This window comes from Leisingera sp. ABM4_103, assembly GCF_056158685.1.
Window position 1 is genome coordinate 53,917 of the sequence record NZ_JBSWTU010000004.1, and the last position, 21,084, is coordinate 75,000.

16 protein-coding genes, 1 tRNA gene and 2 rRNA genes (1 of these 19 only partly in view) are annotated in these 21,084 nt (G+C 61.6%); 15 read left to right on the plus strand and 4 right to left on the minus strand.

What is annotated here, in order from left to right:
• Positions 1 to 211 precede the first annotated feature (211 nt).
• From ACXAED_RS01150 to ACXAED_RS01210, 13 genes are all read left to right on the plus strand, one after another.
• Positions 212 to 1,042, plus strand: coding sequence for a carbohydrate ABC transporter permease (locus ACXAED_RS01150; protein ID WP_475046392.1), 831 nt, complete (start codon positions 212 to 214; stop codon positions 1,040 to 1,042).
• A gap of 10 nt (positions 1,043 to 1,052) precedes the next feature.
• Positions 1,053 to 1,883, plus strand: a complete 831-nt coding sequence (locus ACXAED_RS01155; protein ID WP_475046235.1) for a carbohydrate ABC transporter permease — start codon at positions 1,053 to 1,055, stop codon at positions 1,881 to 1,883.
• Between the two features lie 12 nt (positions 1,884 to 1,895).
• Positions 1,896 to 2,900 (plus strand): ABC transporter ATP-binding protein, encoded by a 1,005-nt coding sequence (locus ACXAED_RS01160; protein ID WP_475046236.1) that lies wholly within the window; start codon positions 1,896 to 1,898, stop codon positions 2,898 to 2,900.
• A complete protein-coding gene (locus ACXAED_RS01165) occupies positions 2,897 to 3,670 on the plus strand; it encodes an L-iditol 2-dehydrogenase (RefSeq protein WP_475046237.1) in 774 nt (257 codons plus the stop codon). Before ACXAED_RS01160 ends, ACXAED_RS01165 begins: the two co-directional genes overlap by 4 nt.
• Entirely contained in the window at positions 3,658 to 5,193 is a 1,536-nt protein-coding gene (locus ACXAED_RS01170) for a mannitol dehydrogenase family protein (protein WP_475046238.1), read from the plus strand. The genes ACXAED_RS01165 and ACXAED_RS01170 overlap by 13 nt, the downstream gene beginning before the upstream one ends.
• Positions 5,190 to 6,116: a carbohydrate kinase family protein gene (locus ACXAED_RS01175; RefSeq protein ID WP_475046239.1), complete on the plus strand. Its 927-nt coding sequence runs from the start codon at positions 5,190 to 5,192 to the stop codon at positions 6,114 to 6,116. Before ACXAED_RS01170 ends, ACXAED_RS01175 begins: the two co-directional genes overlap by 4 nt.
• Entirely contained in the window at positions 6,117 to 6,284 is a 168-nt protein-coding gene (locus ACXAED_RS01180) for a hypothetical protein (protein WP_475046241.1), read from the plus strand.
• A gap of 4 nt (positions 6,285 to 6,288) precedes the next feature.
• Entirely contained in the window at positions 6,289 to 7,740 is a 1,452-nt protein-coding gene (gene zwf, locus ACXAED_RS01185; protein ID WP_475046242.1) for a glucose-6-phosphate dehydrogenase, read from the plus strand.
• Positions 7,741 to 7,832: 92 nt separating this feature from the next.
• Complete coding sequence (gene edd / locus ACXAED_RS01190; protein ID WP_475046243.1) at positions 7,833 to 9,644, plus strand: phosphogluconate dehydratase; 1,812 nt, start codon at positions 7,833 to 7,835, stop codon at positions 9,642 to 9,644.
• A 3-nt stretch (positions 9,645 to 9,647) separates the two neighbouring features.
• Positions 9,648 to 10,301, plus strand: coding sequence for a bifunctional 4-hydroxy-2-oxoglutarate aldolase/2-dehydro-3-deoxy-phosphogluconate aldolase (eda, locus tag ACXAED_RS01195; RefSeq protein WP_475046244.1), 654 nt, complete (start codon positions 9,648 to 9,650; stop codon positions 10,299 to 10,301).
• On the plus strand, positions 10,298 to 11,905 hold the full coding sequence (pgi, locus tag ACXAED_RS01200) for a glucose-6-phosphate isomerase (RefSeq protein ID WP_475046245.1): 1,608 nt from the start codon (positions 10,298 to 10,300) through the stop codon (positions 11,903 to 11,905). The genes eda and pgi overlap by 4 nt, the downstream gene beginning before the upstream one ends.
• An 894-nt stretch (positions 11,906 to 12,799) precedes the next feature.
• Positions 12,800 to 13,291, plus strand: a complete 492-nt coding sequence (locus ACXAED_RS01205) for a hypothetical protein (protein ID WP_475046246.1) — start codon at positions 12,800 to 12,802, stop codon at positions 13,289 to 13,291.
• 149 nt (positions 13,292 to 13,440) lie between these two features.
• Entirely contained in the window at positions 13,441 to 14,355 is a 915-nt protein-coding gene (locus ACXAED_RS01210) for a GIY-YIG nuclease family protein (protein WP_475046248.1), read from the plus strand.
• Between the two features lie 380 nt (positions 14,356 to 14,735).
• Here the strand turns inward: ACXAED_RS01210 and ACXAED_RS01215 are convergent, their stop codons facing one another.
• Positions 14,736 to 15,101, minus strand: coding sequence for a hypothetical protein (locus tag ACXAED_RS01215; protein WP_475046249.1), 366 nt, complete (start codon positions 15,099 to 15,101; stop codon positions 14,736 to 14,738).
• A 3-nt stretch (positions 15,102 to 15,104) separates the two neighbouring features.
• On the opposite strand from ACXAED_RS01215, the gene ACXAED_RS01220 reads away from it, so the two are divergent.
• Positions 15,105 to 16,673 (plus strand): AAA family ATPase, encoded by a 1,569-nt coding sequence (locus ACXAED_RS01220; RefSeq protein ID WP_475046251.1) that lies wholly within the window; start codon positions 15,105 to 15,107, stop codon positions 16,671 to 16,673.
• Between the two features lie 562 nt (positions 16,674 to 17,235).
• Positions 17,236 to 18,855, plus strand: coding sequence for a recombinase family protein (locus tag ACXAED_RS01225; protein WP_475046394.1), 1,620 nt, complete (start codon positions 17,236 to 17,238; stop codon positions 18,853 to 18,855).
• Here the strand turns inward: ACXAED_RS01225 and ACXAED_RS01230 are convergent.
• The 3 genes from ACXAED_RS01230 to ACXAED_RS01240 all read right to left on the minus strand — a co-directional run.
• Positions 18,812 to 18,888: transfer RNA gene (locus ACXAED_RS01230), tRNA-Met, on the minus strand. The genes ACXAED_RS01225 and ACXAED_RS01230 overlap by 44 nt on opposite strands.
• A 44-nt stretch (positions 18,889 to 18,932) precedes the next feature.
• A 5S ribosomal RNA gene (rrf, locus tag ACXAED_RS01235) occupies positions 18,933 to 19,047 on the minus strand.
• A gap of 199 nt (positions 19,048 to 19,246) precedes the next feature.
• Positions 19,247 to 21,084, minus strand: a 23S ribosomal RNA gene (locus ACXAED_RS01240); it runs 990 nt beyond the window's last position.

Sequence of the window (21,084 nt, forward strand, 5' to 3'; positions counted from 1 at the left end):
CCGCCCTCTGGCCCCAGCGATCCCCCAGAGCGCATAATCGTCCAAGGCGGCACGCGTGCCGTCAACGGAGGAGGTACACCAAATGGCAACGCAACACTCCCAACCCGCGGACCGGCTGACGATGGCCCCGCCCGCGCCCAAGCCGGCAAGCCAGCCCGCTGCGGCGGACCACCAGAGCGGCACGAAACACGCCCGCACAGCCGCCCGGCTGATGATGGCGCCGGCCGTGATCCTGCTTCTGGGCTGGATGCTCGTGCCACTGACGATGACGCTCTATTTCTCGTTCAAGAAGTTCCTGCCGCTGCGGGGCGGCGATCTGGGCTGGGTCGGCTTTGACAACTACGTCCGCTTCGTTTCCTCCAGCGCCTTCTGGCCCAGCGTACAGGCGACACTGGTGATCGTCGGCGGTGTTCTGGCGATTACCGTGGTCCTGGGCGTTCTGCTGGCGATCCTGCTGAACCAGCCGATGTGGGGCCGCGGCGTCGTCCGCATCCTGGTGATCGCGCCCTTCTTCGTGATGCCCACCGTATCGGCGCTGGTCTGGAAGAACATGTTCATGGACCCGGTCAACGGTCTGCTGGCGCATGTATGGCGGGCCCTTGGCGCCGAGCCGCTGGTCTGGCTGACCGAGGCGTCGACGCAGTCGATCATCCTGATCGTCAGCTGGCAATGGCTGCCGTTCGCAACGCTGATCCTGCTGACCGCCATCCAGTCGCTGGACAGCGAACAGCTGGAGGCCGCGGAAATGGATGGTGCGCCGCCGGTGAAGCGCTTTGCCTACATCACCCTGCCGCACCTGTCGCGCGCCATCACCGTGGTGGTGCTGATCCAGACGATCTTCCTGCTTTCGATCTTCGCAGAAATCTTTGTCACCACCCAGGGCGCCTTTGGCACCAAGACCCTGACCTACCTGATCTTCCAGCGCGTGCTGGAGAGCCAGAACATCGGGCTCGGCTCGGCCGGCGGTGTCTACGCCATCATCCTCGCCAACATCGTTGCCATCTTCCTGATGCGCATCGTCGGCAAGAACCTGGACGCGTAAGGAGGCCCTCATGGCACGTGCAATCACATCGCAACGCAAAGCCCTGAATACTGCCCTGGCATGGGGTGTGGGCCTCTTGATCTTCTTCCCGATCCTCTGGACCATCCTGACCAGCTTCAAGACCGAAGCCCAGGCTATCAGCGACCCGCCGGTCTTCCTGTTCTTTGACTGGACGCTGGAGAACTACTCGGTGGTGCAGGAGCGCTCCGACTACGGCCGGTTCTTGTGGAATTCAATCATCATCGCCGGGGGCTCCACCATCCTGGGTATCATGATCGCGGTGCCCGCCGCCTGGTCGATGGCCTTTGTGCCCTCGAAGCGGACCAAAGACATCCTGTTGTGGATGCTGTCCACCAAGATGCTTCCAGCAGTTGGCGTTCTTTACCCGATCTACCTGCTGTTCATCAAACTGGGCTTGCTGGACACCAAGATTGGCCTCGTGATCGTGCTGATGCTGATCAACCTGCCGATCATCGTTTGGATGCTCTACACCTACTTCAAGGAAATCCCCGGGGAGATCCTCGAAGCGGCCCGGATGGATGGTGCCACCCTTCGCGAAGAGGTGCTGTATATCCTGACGCCAATGGCCATTCCCGGCATCGCCTCGACGCTGTTGCTGAATGTGATCCTGGCCTGGAACGAAGCCTTCTGGACGCTCAACCTGACTGCGGCCAAGGCAGCACCGCTCACCGCCTTCATCGCCAGCTATTCCAGCCCTGAAGGTCTGTTCTACGCCAAGCTGAGCGCGGCCTCCACCATGGCCATTGCCCCGATCCTGATCCTCGGCTGGTTCAGCCAGAAGCAACTTGTCAGCGGCCTGACCTTCGGCGCTGTGAAATAAGGAGACATCAAAATGGGACGCATCACTCTGGACAAAGTCTCCAAAAGCTTTGGCGACGTGCAAGTTATCCCCCCGCTGGATCTGACCATCGACGACGGTGAGTTCACGGTCTTTGTCGGCCCCTCGGGCTGCGGGAAATCCACTTTGCTGCGGCTGATCGCCGGTTTGGAGGACGTATCCTCCGGCCAGATCCGCATCGACAAGCAGGACGCCACCCATGTTCCGCCCGCCAAGCGCGGCCTGGCGATGGTGTTTCAGTCCTACGCGCTCTATCCGCATATGTCGGTGCGCAAGAACATCGCTTTCCCGATGAAGATGGCCAAAGTCCCGGTTGAGGAACAGAACCGCCGCATCGAAGCCGCCGCCAATGCGCTGAACCTCACCGATTACCTGGACCGCCGTCCCGGCCAGCTGTCTGGCGGGCAGCGCCAGCGGGTGGCCATCGGGCGCGCCATCGTGCGGGAACCTTCGGCCTTTCTCTTCGACGAGCCGCTGTCGAACCTTGATGCGGCCCTGCGCGTGGGAATGCGGCTGGAGATCTCCGAACTGCATGAACGGCTGGAAACCACGATGATCTACGTGACCCATGACCAGGTCGAAGCCATGACCATGGCTGACAAGATCGTAGTGCTGCAAGCCGGGGTGATCGAACAGGTCGGCTCGCCGCTCGAGCTTTATCACACTCCGCGCAACAAGTTCGTGGCCGGCTTCATCGGCTCACCCAAGATGAACTTCATCGAGGGCAAAGAAGCCGCTAAACACGGCGCCCACACCATTGGCATCCGTCCCGAGCATATCGAGGTGTCCGGCGAGGCAGGCACCTGGTCGGGTGTGGTCAGCGTCTCAGAACATCTGGGATCGGACACATACTTTCACGTCCACGGCACCGGTCTGGCAGAAACCATCACCGTGCGCGCTGACGGCGAAGTCGGGTTCCGCCACGGGGACCGCATCTTCATGACCCCGCGCGCCGATGTGATTCACAAATTCGACGCAGAAGGGCTGCGGATCGCATGAAACGGCTGGCAGGCAAAACAGCGCTGATCACCGGCAGCGCCCGCGGGATCGGCCGCGCCTTCGCGGAGGCTTATGTCCGCGAAGGGGCCCGTGTGGCCATTGCTGATATTGATTTCAACGGCGCGCAGACAGCGGCTGAGGAACTGGGTGGCGGGTCGATAGCCGTCCGGCTGGATGTCACCGATCAGACCAGTATCGAACAGGCCGTTGCCGAAACGGTCTCAGAGCTGGGCCGGATTGACATCCTGATCAACAACGCGGCCGTCTTCACCGCCGCTCCGGTTAGTGAAATCACACGCCACGACTATGAGCGCACCTTTGCGGTCAATGTCGCCGGAACCCTGTTCACTCTGCAGGCAGTGGCGCGGCACATGATTGAACGCGGCGAGGGCGGCACGATCATCAACATGGCCAGCCAGGCCGGCCTGCGCGGAGAACCGCTGGTTGCCGTCTATTGCGCCACCAAGGCTGCCATCATCAGCCTGACCCAATCCGCCGGCCTCAATCTGATCCGGCACGGGATCAACGTGAACGCCATCTCTCCCGGCGTGGTGGAGGGTGAGCACTGGGACGGCGTCGATGCGCTCTTTGCAAAATATGAGGGCAAGGCGCCGGGTCAGAAGAAGCAAGAGGTGGCGCAGGCGGTGCCCTATGGGCGCATGGGGCGGGCGGACGACCTGACCGGCATGGCCGTTTTTCTGGCTTCTGACGAAGCCAGCTACGTCGTCGCCCAAACCTACAACGTGGACGGTGGACAATGGATGAGCTGATGGAACGCGAAACAGCACAACTTACGCCGGTTAAACTGAGCCAGGAGGCGCTGAAGGATCTGCCCGAAGGTGTTGCAGGTCCCGGATACGACCGCGCCTCACTGAAGCCGGGGATCATCCACATCGGCCTCGGCAATTTCCACCGCGCGCACCAGGCCTGGTATCTGCACCGGCTGATGCAGCAGGGCCTGGCAAAGGATTGGGCCATCATCGGCGCCGGGGTACGCCCGTATGATGCCGCGATGCGGCAGAAATTGCTGGCGCAGGATTGTCTGACCACCCTGATTGAACTGGCGCCCGGCAGCGTCTCGGCCGAGATCACTGGATCGATGATCGATTACCTGCCGATAGAAGACGGGAACGGCGCGCTGATCCGCGCCATGGCCGATCCCGCAATTCGTATCGTGTCGCTGACCGTGACCGAGGGCGGTTATTTCGTGGATCCGGCTACCGGAGGTTTGGATGCGCGGCACCCTGATATTCGTCATGACCTGGAGAACCCAACCCGTCCCTGCACTGTTTTCGGAGCCATTGCAGTTGCGCTGAAAACCAGGCGCGATGCCGGAGCCGGCCCATTTACCGTTCAAAGCTGCGACAACCTGCGCGGCAATGGCAACGCCACCCGGCAGGCGGTGGTCTCGCTGGCAAGGCTCACCGACCCGGAGCTGGCGGATTGGATTGACCAGTGCTGCAGTTTCCCGAATTCGATGGTCGACTGCATTGTGCCCGCAACCGGTCCCGTCGAATTCGCCCTTGCCCGTGAACTGGGCATCGAAGATGCCGCCCCCGTCACCCACGAAAACTACCGCCAATGGGTGATCGAGGATGACTTCTGCATGGGCCGACCCGACTGGGATAAGGCCGGGGCAGTGTTCACACCTTCCGTGCATGACTACGAGGTGATGAAAATCCGCATTCTGAATGCGGGCCACCAGGTATTGGCCAATGCTGGAGAGATGCTGTCGGTGGAGACCATCGCCGATTGCATGGAGCATCCGCTGATTGCCGCGCTGTTCCAAAAGGTCCAGCAAGAGGAGATCGCCCCTTACGTTGCAGCGGTTCCGGGAATGAACCCGCAAGACTATGCCGAACTGATCGAGCGGCGGTTTTCCAACGCCGCCATCCGCGACACGGTCCGGCGGGTAGCCTTTGACGGCTCCTCCCGGCACCCGGGATTTGTCCATCCCATTCTGCGGGATGCACTGGCAGCAGGCGGCCCGATCGCAGGCCTGAGCCTCGTCGAGGCGCTTTGGGCGCGCATGTGTGCAGGCACCCGGGAGGACAGCACCGGGATTGAGGCCAACGACCCCTATTGGGACGCGCTGGCTGAGGCTGCAATGGCCGCAAGGCTGCGTCCGCAAGCCTGGCTCGAGCAGCATGATATCTACGGTGATCTGGCCGGCAACCAATGGTTCGCTGTGGAGTTTTCGCGCTGGCTTAGCCTGATCTGGTCGGAAGGATGCGAAGCTGCTTTACGCGCCTATACCGGGCATGAGCAGGCCAAGGGGGGCTTGGAAACATGATCCTATGCAGTGGAGAAGCCCTGATTGACATGATCCCCGCGCCAACTGCGGACGGACCGGACGGGTTTGTGCCTCATCCCGGAGGGGCGGTGTTCAATACAGCAATTGCGTTGGGGCGGCTTGGGGTGCGGGCCGGGATGCTGACCGGCCTGTCTACCGACATGTTCGGGCGGCAGCTGGCCGAGTCGCTGAAGGCCAGTCATGTTGACACTTCGCTGGTGATCCAGTCCGGCCGCCCCACCACGCTGGCCTTTGTACGCCTGGTGGATGGCCATGCCACCTATTGCTTCTTCGACGAGAACTCAGCCGGGCGCATGCTGATGCCTGAGGATATGCCAAAGCTTCCTCAGGAGGTCTCGGCCCTGTTTTTTGGCGGGATCAGCCTGGCCTCTGAGCCTTGCGCCGATGCCTATGCCGCGCTGCTGGACCGCGAAGCCACGGATCGCGCAGTGATGATTGACCCGAACATCCGCCCCAGGTTCATCAAGGACATCGCCAGGTACCGCGCCCGGCTGGACCGCATGGTGGCGCAGGCGGATATCGTGAAGGTTTCCGACGAAGACCTGAACTGGCTGCTGCCGGACCCGCTGTCGCTGAGCGAGAAAGTGTCCATCCTTCTGGAACGAGGGCCATCCGCTCTGATCCTGACCCGCGGCGGCGAAGGGGCGACCGGGTATCTTGCGAACGGCGGCGAAGTGCGTGTGCCTGCTGTTCGGGCCAAAATATCCGACACCGTCGGGGCCGGCGACACCTTCAATGCGGGCGTTCTTGCCAAACTGTCCGAGCTTGGCCGGCTGACGAAACCGGAGCTGGCTGCTTTGCCGCCTGACGTTCTGCAGCAGGCAATGGAGCATGGTGCGAAAGTGGCGGCGATTACCGTGTCGCGCGCCGGCGCCAACCCGCCCTGGGCCGGAGAGCTATAAATGCACACTTTCTTGTCCTCTTTTTCGCTCGGCAATGTTAGCGCTACCGGCGAGGTTTCGATTTATGAACCCGCAGCAAAGCCGTCAGGAGAAAACGCCATGACCATCCAGTTCGCCGCCATTGGCCGCAAGCCGCGGGCCGGGGCGCCTTTCAAGCGGGTGGGCTAAGCAGATGGTGTCCCGTGTCATCCCCGTCGATCCTTTTGACCTGGTCCTGTTCGGCGCCACCGGTGATCTTGCACGCCGCAAAATCCTGCCTGGCCTATTTCACCGGTTTGCGGTGGGGCAGATGCCGGAAGGGGCACGCATCATCGGCACTGCCCGCTCAGCGATGAACCGGGCGGAGTTCACCGAGGCGGTGCATGCCAGCCTGCTGGAATTTGCGCCGCAGGCGGCCAAACAGTCAGCCCTGCTGGAAAAGTTCCTTACCAGCCTGGAGTACGTTCGTGTCGATGCCGGAGGCGAGGACGGTTGGGACACCCTTGCCGAGGCGATCAGGCCGGATGTGGTGCAGGCGTTCTATCTCTCGGTCTCGCCTGCGCTGTTCGGCTCCATCGCGTCCAATCTGAAAAGCCGGGGCATCGCATCGGCGAACAGCCGGGTTGTGGTGGAAAAGCCCTTCGGTCACGATCTGGCGTCGGCGCGGGATTTGAATGCGGATCTGCGCCGCAATTTCGACGAGCATCAGATCTACCGGATCGACCACTATCTGGGCAAAGAAACCGTGCAGAACCTGATGGCGCTGCGCTTTGCCAACGCCCTGTGGGAGCCTTTGTGGAACTCCACCCATGTGGACCATGTGCAAATCACCGTGGCCGAAAGCCTCGGCGTCGAGGGGCGCGGCGAATATTACGACCGCTCCGGTGCGATGCGGGACATGGTGCAGAACCACCTGATGCAGCTCTTATGCCTGACCGCGATGGAGCCGCCGTCGCGCTTTACCTCCGACGCGGTGCGCGATGAGAAGGTTAAGGTGATCGAGGCGCTTGAACCAGTCGCACCAGCGGACATCATACGCGGCCAGTACCGCGCCCAAGGCAGCGCGGGCAGCTACCGCGACCATGCTGGCAATCCGCACAGCAGCACCGAAAGCTTCATCGCCATGAAAGTGAATATCGGCAACTGGCGGTGGGCGGGCACGCCGTTCTACCTGCGCACGGGCAAAAAGCTGCGGGCGCGCTGTTCCGAAATTGCGGTGGTGTTCCGCGACCCGCCGCACATGATCTTTCCGGACATGGCCGGGCGGCGCAGCAACGCAATGATCATTCGCCTGCAGCCGGATGAAGGCATCACCCTGCGCAACACGATCAAGGAGCCGGGGCCGGGCGGTTTCCGTCTGGCGGAGGTGTCGCTGGACATGACCTTTGCCGAGGCGCTGGGGGAACGCGCTGAACCGCAAGATGCCTACGAACGCCTGATCATGGACGTGATCCGCGGCGACCAGACCCTGTTCATGCGCGGCGATGAGGTCGAGGCAGCCTGGGCCTGGGCGGATCCCATCATTGCCGCCTGGGAGGACGCCGGGCCTGCCCCGTCTCCGTACGATCCGGGAGGGTCTGGCCCCGAGGACGCCCTGATGCTGCTGCACCGCGAGGGCCGTCGGTGGCGCGAGATCGGGGGCTGAGCAATGCATCAGGATTGCACGAGCCCCGCCCCGGCCAAACCTCACCTCTTCTGTAACGTCCCGCCAATCCGTTTTCCCAAGGGAGCGCACCAATGAGCCAGCTCAATGACACTCTTCTGCGCGTGACCGATCGGATCATTGCCCGCAGCGAAACCACTCGAGCCGCCTATCTGGACCGAATGCACCGGGCCGCGGAAAAGGGCCCGGCCCGCGCCCATCTGTCCTGCAGCGGCCAGGCTCATGCCTATGCCGCTTCCGGTGGCGACAAGGCGCAACTGGTCGAGCGCAAAGCAGGCAACCTCGGCATCGTCACCGCCTACAACGACATGCTTTCGGCCCATCAGCCCTTTGAATATTACCCGGCCCTGATCAAGCAGGCAGCCCGCGAGGCGGGCGGCACCGCGCAGGTGGCAGGCGGGGTGCCTGCCATGTGCGATGGCGTCACCCAGGGGGAGGCGGGCATGGAGCTGAGCCTGTTTTCCCGCGATGTGATCGCGCTGGCGGCCTCAGTTGCGCTCAGCCACGCGACATTCGACGCCGCCGTCTATCTGGGGGTCTGCGACAAGATCGTGCCCGGGCTGGTCATTGCCGCCCAGGCCTTTGGCCATCTTCCCACTGTCTTCCTGCCCGCGGGGCCCATGACCAGCGGATTGGCCAATGACGAAAAGGCCAAAGTCCGCCAGCAGTTTGCAGCGGGTGAAGTTGACCGGGATACGCTGCTGGCTGCTGAGATGGCCGCCTATCACGGGCCGGGCACCTGCACCTTTTACGGCACAGCCAACACCAACCAAATGCTAATGGAATTCATGGGGCTGCACCTGCCAGGCGCCAGCTTCGTGCCGCCGGACACCGCGCTGCGCGATGCCCTGACCCAGGAAGGCGCCAAACGCGCCTTATCGCTCAGTGCGCTTGGCAATCACTACACGCCAGTCTGCAGCATTCTTGATGAAAGGGCCTTTGTGAACGGCATCGTCGGGCTGAATGCCACTGGCGGTTCGACCAACCTGCTAATCCACCTGGTTGCCATGGCACGTGCGGGCGGGATCGTGCTCGACTGGCAAGATTTCTCGGATCTCTCCGAAGTCACCCCGCTAATGGCGCGGGTCTATCCCAACGGGCTTGCGGATGTGAACCATTTCCATGCCGCAGGCGGCCTTGGTTACATGATCGGCCGATTGCTGAAAGCCGGGCTGCTGCATCCGGACACCATGACCGTGGCCGGCGAGGGTCTGGAGAGTTATGCTCAGGAGCCCGTTCTGGACGATGGCGTCCTGGCTTGGCGCAACGGCGCGGGCCGTAGTCTGAATGAGGCCATCTTGCGCCCGCCTCACGACCCGTTCCAGCCAACCGGCGGCCTGAAGCGTTTGACCGGCAACCTTGGTACCGCGGTCATGAAAGTCTCTGCCGTGGCGCCTGAACATCAGGTAGTCGAGGCGCCGGTGCGCGTCTTCGCCGATCAGAACGAAGTCAAAGCCGCTTTCAAAGCCGGTGAATTCACCGGGGATGTGATCGTGGTCGTGCGCTTCCAGGGGCCAAAGGCCAACGGCATGCCTGAGCTGCACAGCCTGACGCCGCTGCTGGCGATCCTGCAGGGGCGCGGCCAGAAGGTTGCCCTGGTCACCGATGGCCGCATGTCAGGCGCCTCTGGAAAGGTGCCCGCCGCGATCCATGTCAGCCCCGAAGCCGTCGATGGCGGCGCAATTGCCCGCCTGCAGGATGGGGATCTCCTCCGGGTGGATGCCATGGCCGGAACACTCGAAATCCTCACTCCAGGTGTTCGCGAACGCCCGGCGGCGTCTGCAGACCTGACCGCCAACCAGACCGGAACCGGCCGCGAGCTGTTCGCAGCCTTCCGCAACTCTGTCAGCGCCGCAACGGACGGCGCCTCCATTTTCGGAGCCTGATCCATGACTCTGTCCCCCAAAGATGCCAGCCGACTGACCCGCGAAATCTGCGGCCTTGCCCCGATTGTTCCGGTGCTGGTTATTGAAGATGCCTCCACAGCCCACCCGCTGGCCGAAGCGCTGGTCGCGGGCGGGCTCCCCGCCCTGGAAGTCACCCTGCGCACCCCGGACGCGCTGGAGGCGATCCGCGCCATGTCCGGGGTTCCGGGTGGCCATGTCGGCGCCGGCACGCTGATCACGCCGGAGGATGTCCGCGCCGCCAAGGCAGCCGGGGCAGCCTTCGGGGTTTCACCCGGTGCGACCGATGAGCTTCTGGCTGCCTGCGAGGCGGAACAGCTGCCTCTGCTACCGGGCGCTGCAACCGCGACCGAGGCCATGCGGCTGCTGGCGCGCGGCTACGGCATGCTCAAGTTTTTTCCTGCGGAGGCGTCAGGCGGCGCACCGGCTTTGAAGGCCATCGGCGCACCGCTGCCGCAGATCACCTTTTGCCCCACCGGTGGCATCAGTCCCGCAAACGCTGAAAATTATCTGTCCCTCAGCAACGTGCTGTGTGCGGGGGGCAGCTGGGTTGCGCCAAAGGATCTGATTGCGGCCGGGAACTGGGACGGGATTGAATTGCTGGCCAGACAGGCCGCGCAACTGGGGGGAAGCGCATGATGGATATCTGGACCAAGCTGCAGGAGAACCACAGCGCGGCAGAAGGGCGGCCGATCATTTCCTTGTTCGACGACCCGCAGCGCTTTGACAGGTTTTCGGTTGAAGCAGACGGGCTGCTGCTGGACTTCTCAAAGACCAGCATCGACGGTGCGGCACTTGATCTGCTGCTGGAACTGGCCGAGATGCGGGACGTTGCCGGCCAGCGCGATGCCATGTTCCGCGGCGAGCGGATCAACCGGTCCGAAGACCGGGCGGTGCTTCATACTGCCCTGCGCGCCGGAGATGATGAGCCGCTGGTGGTTGATGGCGAGGACGTGCGTCCGGGGATAAGTAAAACCCTGCAGGCGATGGAGGATTTCGCCGACGGCATCCGCTCGGGCCGTATCGCAACCGCAGGAGGCGGGGCATTCACCGATGTAGTGAATATCGGCATCGGCGGCTCCGACCTCGGGCCGGTCATGGCCGTCCGGGCGCTGAGCCCCTATCACAACGGACCGCGCTGCCACTTCGTCTCCAACGTCGACGGCGCCCAGATCTCCGACACGCTGCGCCAGCTCGATCCCCGTTCGACGCTGGTCATCATTGCGTCAAAGACCTTCACCACGATTGAGACGATGACCAATGCCGAAACGGCGATCAGCTGGCTGAAGAATGCGCTGAGGGACGACGCGGATTCCCATCTGGCTGCCGTTTCCACCGCGCTGGACAAGACCGCCGACATGGGGATCAGCCCGGAGCGTGTTTTTGGCTTCGCCGATTGGGTTGGCGGCCGCTACTCGCTTTGGGGCCCAGTGGGTCTTCCGATCATGCTGGCCATCGGCCCAGCGGAGTTTCGCAACTTTCTGGCGGGTGCCCGGGCGATGGATACACATTTCGTGACCGCTCCCGCGCGGGAAAACATGCCCTTACTTATGGGGCTCGTGGGGATTTGGCACCGCAACATCTGCAGCCATCCGACACGTGCAATCCTGCCTTACGACCAGCGTCTGGCCAAATTGCCCGCCTACCTTCAGCAGCTTGACATGGAGAGCAACGGCAAGCGTGTTTCAAACGGCGGGGACCAGTTGGTACGCGGCTCTGGACCCGTTGTTTGGGGCGAAGCGGGAACCAACGGGCAGCATGCGTTTTATCAGCTGTTGCACCAGGGAACTGAAATTATCCCCGCCGAGTTTCTGGTGGCTTCGCGCAGTCATGAACCCAGTCTGCGGGAACACCACGATTTGCTGAAGGCGAATTGCCTGGCCCAATCCGAAGCCCTGATGCTTGGCCGCTCCCTGGAGCAAGCCTTGGAGATTGCTGCAGCGCTCGGCTGTACCGGTGAAGAGCAGCGCGTCCAAGCGGCATACCGGACCTTTCCAGGCAACCGCCCTTCGATGACGCTGGCCTATCCGCTGCTGACGCCGTACTCCCTCGGCCAGATCATCGCGCTGTATGAACACCGGGTGTTCGTTGAAGGCGCCATTTGGGGGATCAATTCCTTTGATCAATGGGGAGTGGAATTGGGCAAGGAACTGGCCAGCGCCCTGGTGCCAATGATCAAGGGCGCCACATCTGAGGGCAAGGACCCGTCAACAATTGCTCTGATCCGGAAACTGTCTGCGTGAATGACCCCTTGGATCGCCCAGTTGTCGACGAACGCCGCCAATACCAAGGTGCGGGACATTCACAAACGGGCGTTGCGCACATTTTCCGCAATCTGGACATTCATGTTTGGCGCAGCGAACGGCTGCTTCCCGCCCGACCTGCATACGAACTCGTCGTGGCTATACGGCCGACAGGAGGTCAGCTTCGGGCAGTCTTCCGTCATTCACGCCTGGCACGGCGAATGCCCAGTCAGAACTCACAGCGACGGATGCTGAAGAAAAGACGAACGGCGGCATCACAGGTTTGCAGGTCTTTGGATACATACAAGGCCGGAGATAGAGATCGGCAACCTGCAGATCTATAGAAACCGGTCAGTCAACCCTGTCCGCACAGCTTAGCGCGAGCGGGCAATCCCCCCCCTGCAATGTCCGATGCTTACCCTACCCCCTTCGATCCCCTCCTCGGTCGCAGTCCGGGCTCCGCCCAAACATGCTTCCTGCGGCCAGCAGCCTGTTGGACCCGCCCTGCCGGGGGCCTGGGATGACTTATTGTTTTTTGGGTTTTCTGGGTCTCAAGAACGGGAGCAAATACGACGTCAAGTTCAGAGTCGTTACTTCTGATCTCCGCTTCCCAAGTTGGCATCCAAGCCAATCTCGATCAAACGCCGAATAGCTTCATTTTCTGACTGCAAGCGATTTTCGAACCTGAAGTCGGCAATACGTTTTGCCTGCTCTTCTGTCAGATTCACAAGTTTCTTTATTGGGTAGACTGTCTGCTTGGCCATAAGACACCATTAAGCGATATGCAGCATATTGACAATGCCGCATATAACGCATATGCTCAATATGCGGACGGTAGAGGTGTCGTTACCACCTTACCGTCCTAATCACACTGACCTCGACTAGGAGACCAGCATGACTACCACCCCGGTTATCACGCGCCCCGGCGCGGCAAAAGCCCTGTGGCCCGCATCAGCCGCAGATGACAGCCCCACCTTCATCACCTGCACCTTCGACACGCTGACCAAGGCAGTGGATGAAGCCCTTAATTTGGAGCGCGATCTTTCTCATTCCCTCTCCTGGGATCCCGCTTGCGCTAATTTTCAGGAGGCTGCCGAAGCCCGCTGGCAGGATTGTCTTCAACTCAGCGGCGACATCCTGACGGCACAGGTGGTCCGGGCCAGCGACTTGCCTTTGCAGCGCATGAGCATGCTGTTGCACTTCCTCATCGAGTCCACGGGGCCGGAAGAGGCTCTCAGGTTTCAGCATCTGTACCTTGAGAACCTGGAGCTGTTCACCGCTGAAGATGGTGATTGCCAAACCCTGCTGCAGACCGGCGCGCGCCAGATGAACGCTCTCATCGAACTCTCCGTGGTGGCTGAAGCGCAGAACTTCCTGCCCAACTAAGCCAAGCATTCCAGCATTCTTTTAACCCGGCCCGCAGCGGATCACCCCTCCTGCGCCCGCCCGCGTCATGCCCAAATCCAGATTATCCCGGCAGGTGCCCCATATCCGGCGCCTGCCCTCTCTCCCGCTTTGCGCAAACGGAGTTCTCAATGACCCATACATCAACCGCCACGCCCGCCGCCTTCCCGCTCACCATTCACCCCCACTGGCGCGCCGCGGCCGAAGCCAAGGGCTTCGGCATCCTGCAGCGCATCAAGGACCGCTATCACCTGCTCCTATCCTGCCACACCTGCCGACGGGCACATGCCAGCAAGATCTTTGTTCTCATGAACAGCCAGCCGCAGTGCCCGCACTGCATTCAAGACCGGTGGCAGGCCGACGCTGTGGCCGCAGGTTTGAAGTGGGCAGGCCGCGATCCGGAAGACCGTCACTATGCCCACTATATCGCCCCCTGCGGCCATAACTTGCGCCGGCAATTTGAGATGGTTAAGCGGGCAGCCGAAGGCCTGTGCAGTGTACGGTGCGAGATTTGCCACGCTGACAAAGAACAGGCTGAAGCAGAAGAACGGGGGTGGCACCTGATCGGAGAAGACACAGGTGGCAACCAGAATTACCGTCTGTACCAGCATCAGGCCTGCGGCCATGTTCAGCGGATTGCCCGTGCCAACATGCAGACTGGCCGGTTTCAATGCAGCAACTGCGGCGAGGGCTGGAGCAGTGCGCCAAGTTTTCTCTACGTCATGAAGCTTAAACTCGCCAAAGGTGCCAAGCTGATCAAACTCGGCTACAGCCGCGATCCCGTCTCCCGCCTTTACCACCAACTTCTGAAGACCAAGGAGACGGAGGCGCAGGTCCTGCGGACAGTTCCCATCAGCTCCGGCCACACAGCTGTGCAAATTGAGAAAGGTCTGCATGCCCGGCTGAAGGCGGAGCACCCCGACAGCGTCGCGCCGCCAGACCTCTACGCAGAAGAGCTGAGCGTCAAAAGCGAGGTCTACTTCGCCGATGCGACCCAGGTGATCTTCGCGATGCTCGACGCCATCCGAGCGGAAGAAGACACCTAAGCGCCCCCCTCTTCAATTTCCGAACTGTTTCACGCCCGGCTCTGCCAGGCGCCCGATCCTCTTTGCCTGTTCACTGGAGGTTTGCCATGAACCAATCCAACCACTCCCCCGCGCGCCCCGATTGGTGGCAGTTCGCCGAAGACTGCGCCCGCCGCTATCATCTCTATCACAGAGAGCTGCAGCAAACTCGGCGCAAGACACTCAAAGAAGACGCGCCAGACGACAGTGCTGGCACCGGGGAGCCCCTTGTGCCCCCTGCACCGGACCACCCCCATTCTTTGCTGCAGCATCTGAGCGAGCACCCGGACGCGCGGCATCTGCCGCCGGAACTCTGGGAAGCGCTGGAGCAAGAAGGCGCCGACCCGTACGCATGTAACGATTCAGGCCAATGGCTGCCGGAAACAGACCTGCCGGCAGACAAGCTGCTTCTGCTGCTGCGAATCGCCGCGGCCTTCGGCTCCCCGGCGGCGGTAGACGCGCAGCTTGCCCGTGGCGCCGTTCTGATCCTTCGCGACGTTCCAGTTCCCGAGTTTTCCAACGTGGAAAACCTCCTCAACCACGCCCTGCTGCCGCCGGGCTGGCAGGCCTATGATGCCCGGCGCCAGGTGCAGCTGCCTCAGCGCGTGACCCTTGCTGTCCCCGGTGTCCGCGAGGGCGAGATTGAGCAGCGGCACTTTGATGAGCTGCAGGATCTCATCATCAAAGGCCTGGCGCACAGCCAGCCTTTGTGGATCTGCTTGCCACATGAGATGGCGCTGCCGGCGCCGCTGGTGGCGGAGCACTGTCATCAGCTGACACTGCCGCAAGTGGACGCGGATTTTCTGATCGCCCTGCTGCGCCAGACCCACAGCCGCACGGGCCGCATTGATGAAGCCGCCACCCGCGCCGCGCTGCCCCCGAACGGCCAGCTGCAAGAGCTCGCCACCCCCGCACTCTCTTTTGCCCTGCGCGCGCCCACAGCAAAGAAGATGGCGCAACGCTTGTCCCAGGCGCTTGCTGCCGCTGCCGCTTCACCACCCGAAGCCCACGCGCCGAGGGAAGAGATTACAGGCATTGGCCCAGCCTATGACACCGCCCGGCAACTGGTTGCGGACCTGCGGCTCTGGGCCGAAGGCGGCGTGGCCTGGAATGAGATCCCGCACTCCTTATTGCTTTTTGGCAAGCCAGGCACCGGCAAAAGTTATCTGGCCAGGGCAATGGGAGGGAGCGCCGAGGTTAATTGCATCGAGACCAGCTGCGCTGAATGGCAGGCCAACGGTCACTTGGGTAACCTCCTGCTTGCGATGCGAAGAAGCTTCGATGAAGCCCGGAAGAATGCGCCCTGTATTCTTTTCTTGGATGAGATTGACGCGATCGGTTCCCGCGACAGTGCCGGCGACAACAGTGCCAGCTATAGAAGGCAAGTGGTTGCTGGTTTTTTGGAGCAGATGGACCGCATCAGCCTGGAGGAAGGGATCATGGTGGTTGGTGCCTGCAACCACCCGCAGCACATCGACCCCGCGGTGCTGAGAGCCGGGCGGTTTGACATCAAGATCGAGATGCCGCTGCCAAGCAAGGCGATGCTGCAGCATCTCCTTGCCGAGCGGCTGCAGAACACATTCTCTGAGGATGTGCTGCAGCAGCTGGCGCGGGACTCCATCGGAAAGACCGCCGCCGACGTTGACGCCGCGGTGCGCTCTGCCCGCAGTGAAGCCCGTCACAGCGGCTGCCCGCTCGATCTGCAGCTTCTGCGCTGCCATCTCGGTGTCAAGGAGCTGGAGGAGAACCACGGCCTGCTTTACCGCATTTGCGTCCATGAATGCGGCCATGCCATCACCGCCTGGATCTTCGGCGAGGCGATCACGCAGGTCCGGGTGGCTGCCGCAGGCGGAACAATCGAACGGGATGTTCCCCCGAATCCGGGTCTGGCGTCAGATTTCGACCGTCAGCTCTACGTCCACCTCGCGGGGCGGGCGGCGGAGCGGCTCATCTTTGGGACTGTGTCCGCGGGCGCTGGCGGCAGCGCCACGTCCGACCTCGGAAAAGCAGCTCGGATGGTCCTGGCGATGGATTTTGAACTGGGTTTAGGGACCTTCGGCAACGGCTGGTTCGGACCGCAGGATCCCTCCCGCTTGACGGACAGCGAACGCCAGCGCCTGCAGGAGCGGCTAGACTACGCCGAGGACCAAGCGCGCGCGCTGCTGTACCCCCATCTGCAGTTGCTGCAGGACATGGCTGCAGACTTGGTGCAGAAACGAGAGTTCGATGCTAAAGCGGTCCGGTCCTGGCTGCGTGACGTGCCGCGCAAAAATGGTCCGGAGCCGGTCCAGGACCAGTAGATGCGCCCGCCAACCAAGCCGCGCCGCCACCGGATTTGCACAAAGCTTACGCGCAAACTTCCGCGGTGCAAGCACCGGTTGACTCAAAATCCGGATAATTCCCTCCTGGAAAGGTTTTGCCCGCGCGGCAAACGCCGCCGGTCCGGCCGCAACGGCGCGCACCTCAGCTCTCCGCCCCCCGCAAACCGGCCCAAAAGGCAGGTTGTCCACATAAACCCGGCCCCGGGGCGGCATCTCCCCCCCTTTCACGGGGCCCGCCGCCCTCCCGCACCCGCTATGATGAAGCCAACAGCCGGCGGAGCAGTACCCCGCCAGACCAGCATCATCAATAAATCGCCCCGGGCACCGGCCCGGGAGCGGCGGGAGACCTCGGCCGATGGCACGGGACCAGAAGAGCTATGTCAATTGCCAGGAGACAGCCTGTCTTTCCGGCACATCTCAGACAAACGGCCGGGCCAACTGCCCGGACCCGCTTCTGCACATCATCCAGCTCCTTGCCCGCCAGGCTGCTCAGCAAGACATCGCGGCACAGAGGAGCCAACCGCCTTCGAAGGAATAATCCATGAATGCAACACCCGGTCTCCGCGCTGCCATCTACGCCCGGTACTCCACAGACAAACAGAAAGACACATCGGTCGAGGACCAGATCCGGCTGTGCCGCCGTCTGTGTGAACAGAAGGGGTGGCAGGTAACGGAAGTATTCACCGATCACGCGCTCAGCGGCAAGAATGCCCTGCGCCCGGGATACCAGCGCCTGGTCCAGGCAGCCGAACGCGGCGGTATCGACATCATTGCCGCCGAAAGCCAGAACCGGCTGTCGCGGGACATGGCGGATTCCGCAAACCTGCTGAAGCGCATGAACTTCTTCGGTGTCAGAATCCACACGGCTTCGGAGAATGAGCTGGATGACATGAAGGTCGGCGTCGGCGGGCTGGTGTCCACCATGTTCCTCAAGGACCTGGCCCAGAAGACACGGCGCGGGCTGGAGGGGCGCATTGCCAGGGGCAAATCTGCTGGCGGGATTGCCTACGGCTACCGGGTGAAGCGTGAGATCCTGCCCGACGGCACGGTCAGCACCGGCGACCGGGAGATCGAGCCGGACGAGGCCGCCGTCATCACCCGGATCTTCCGGGATTACGCAGACGGCCTTTCCGCGCGCTCAATCGCTGCCGCGCTGAACGCCGAAGCAGTGCCTGCTCCCCAGAGCGGCAAGGGCACCGGAGTTTGGAATCCCTCAACGGTCTCCGGGAACATCAAGCGCGGCACCGGCATCCTGAACAACGAGCTCTATATCGGACGGCTGGTCTGGAACCGGCTGACCTATGATAGCAATCCGGACACCGGCAAACGCTTGTCCCGCCTCAACCCGCCCGAAGACTGGAAGATCGAAGAAGTCCCACAGCTTCGTATTCTGGATGATCAGCTCTGGCAGGCGGTGAAGACGCGCCAGGGTGAGGTGCGGCAAGCGATGAACCCGGCGGGTGTTCTGACGGAACGGCCGAAGCTGGAACGCGCGCGCCGCCCAACCTACCTGCTGTCAGGCCTCCTGCGCTGCGCCTGCTGCGGCGCCAGCTACACGCTGATCAACAAGACGCGCTACGGTTGCGCAGGGGCCCGCAACAAGGGCGCTGCGGTCTGCACCAACCGCGCCACCATCGGCCGGGAAGAAGTAGAAGAGCGGGTGCTTTCCGGGCTGAAGCAGCGCCTGCTGGCACCGGACCTGCTGGCGCAGTTCGCGGAGGAATACCGCAAGGCGTTCAACGACGCCGCTGCGGGGGCCTGCCAGGACCGGCAGAAGGCCGAACACTCCCTCAAGAAGGTGGAAAGCCGGATCGCCAACATCCTGACAGCCATCGCGGACAACCCGGACCCCCCTGCTCTGCGGCTTCACCCGAGCCTGTCGGCGCGGTACCGGGAGCTGATCGAAGATCTGGCTGGGTCCCTGAATGCACCAGAGGTGCGGCGGGAGGCGACCGCGTCGCTGCGGGCCCTGATTTCGGAGGTGCGGATGGTTCCGGACGGTGCTGCGCCGGGCGGCCATCATCTTGAACTTGTTGGGGAGTTGGCTGGTCTGATGGCTTTGGGGAGCGCTGAATCGAAAAAGCCCCCGCTGTTTGCGGAGGCTTGGTCGGAAACGGTGGTTGCGGGAGCAGGATTTGAACCTGCGACCTTCAGGTTATGAGCCTGACGAGCTACCTGGCTGCTCCATCCCGCGACAGGTGTTATTGATCGTTTAGAGAGTATATTGGATTTTACTAGGTTTGGCGGTGACCTACTCTCCCAGGGCTTGAGCCCAAGTACCATCGGCGCGACAGTGCTTAACTTCCGGGTTCGGGATGGGACCGGGTGTTTCACTTGTGCTGTGGCCACCAAACCGAGGAAAATCCAAGCGCCGGAGGCGGTTGGCTTTTCTCGGTTGGCGGTCGGCAGCGTGTTTGCGAAGCAAATGCGCGAGAGACCGCAGCTGAGTTATGTCACGATGACATTTCCAAATGCGTCCGGCGTACAATCAACATGTCCAGTCAAAGGGATGGTTTGCTTGTTTGGTTTTGTAACACTGTCTGTTACTGGATCAAATCAAGCCTGTCGGGCGATTAGTACCGGTCAGCTGAACGCATTGCTGCGCTTACACCTCCGGCCTATCGGCGTGGTGGTCTTCCACGGCCCTCAGGGATACCTTGTTTTGAGGGGGGCTTCCCGCTTAGATGCCTTCAGCGGTTATCCTGTCCGATCATAGCTACCCAGCACTGCAATTGGCATTACAACTGGTCCACCAGTGGATCGTTCACCCCGGTCCTCTCGTACTAGGGGCAACTCCTCTCAAGTATCCTGCACCCACGGCAGATAGGGACCGAACTGTCTCACGACGTTCTAAACCCAGCTCACGTACCTCTTTAAACGGCGAACAGCCGTACCCTTGGGACCTGCTCCAGCCCCAGGATGAGATGAGCCGACATCGAGGTGCCAAACACTGCCGTCGATATGGACTCTTGGGCAGTATCAGCCTGTTATCCCCGGCGTACCTTTTATCCGTTGAGCGATGGCCCTTCCACGCGGGACCACCGGATCACTATGGCCGACTTTCGTCTCTGCTCGACTTGTCAGTCTTGCAGTCAGGCTGGCTTCTGCCATTGCACTCAACGAGCGATTTCCGACCGCTCTGAGCCAACCTTCGCGCGCCTCCGTTACTCTTTAGGAGGCGACCGCCCCAGTCAAACTACCCGCCACGCAGGGTCCCGGATCCGGATAACGGACCGCGGTTAGACATCAAGAGTGCGAAGGGTGGTATCTCAAGGGAGGCTCCACAGGAACTTGCGTTCCTGCTTCGATGCCTACCACCTATCCTGCACATCACAATCCTGATGCCAGTGCGAAGCTGTAGTAAAGGTGCACGGGGTCTTTCCGTCTAACCGCGGGAAGCCTGCATCTTGACAGGCAATTCAATTTCGCTGAGTCGATGTTGGAGACAGCGGGGAAGTCGTTACGCCATTCGTGCAGGTCGGAACTTACCCGACAAGGAATTTCGCTACCTTAGGACCGTTATAGTTACGGCCGCCGTTTACCTGGGCTTCAATTCGGAGCTCTCACCCCTCCTTTTAACCTTCAGGCACCGGGCAGGCGTCAGACCCTATACGTCGCCTTGCGGCTTCGCAGAGCCCTGTGTTTTTAATAAACAGTCGCCACCCCCTGGTTTGTGCCCCCGGATCCAAGTTGCCTTGAACCCGGGCCTCCTTCTCGCGAACTTACGGAGGTATTTTGCCGAGTTCCTTCAACATCGTTCTCTCAAGCGCCTTGGTATGCTCTACCAGTCCACCTGTGTCGGTTTAGGGTACGGTCTGATGGAGGGCTATTTCCAGGGACCAATCAGCGGCCCGCCCAATCCGATAAGGGCGAACAACCTTCATGATCCGTCACATCCTCCTGGCTCAGGAATATTAACCTGATTCCCATCGCCTACGCCTTTCGGCCTCGGCTTAGGGGCCGGCTTACCCTGCTCAGATTAGCTTTAAGCAGGAACCCTTGGACTTTCGGCGAGAGTGTCTCTCACACTCTTTGTCGCTACTCATGTCATCATTCTCGCTAGTGATCTCTCCACCGGATGGCTCACGCCCCGGCTTCATCGAAAGCCTCTCTCCTCCAATGTATCCGAAGATACTAAGGAGGAATGAGACTATGTCACACTACGCTCTGCTACCATGCACTATGTGCATCCTCGGCTTCGGCTCATGGCTTGAGCCCCGTTACATCTTCGCCGCAAGACATCTTGATTAGACCAGTGAGCTGTTACGCTATCTTTAAAGGATGGCTGCTTCTAAGCCAACCTCCTGGTTGTTTTGGACGTCTCACCTGCTTTCCCACTTAGCCATGAATTGGGGGCCTTAGCCGGAGGTCAGGGTTGTTTCCCTCTCCA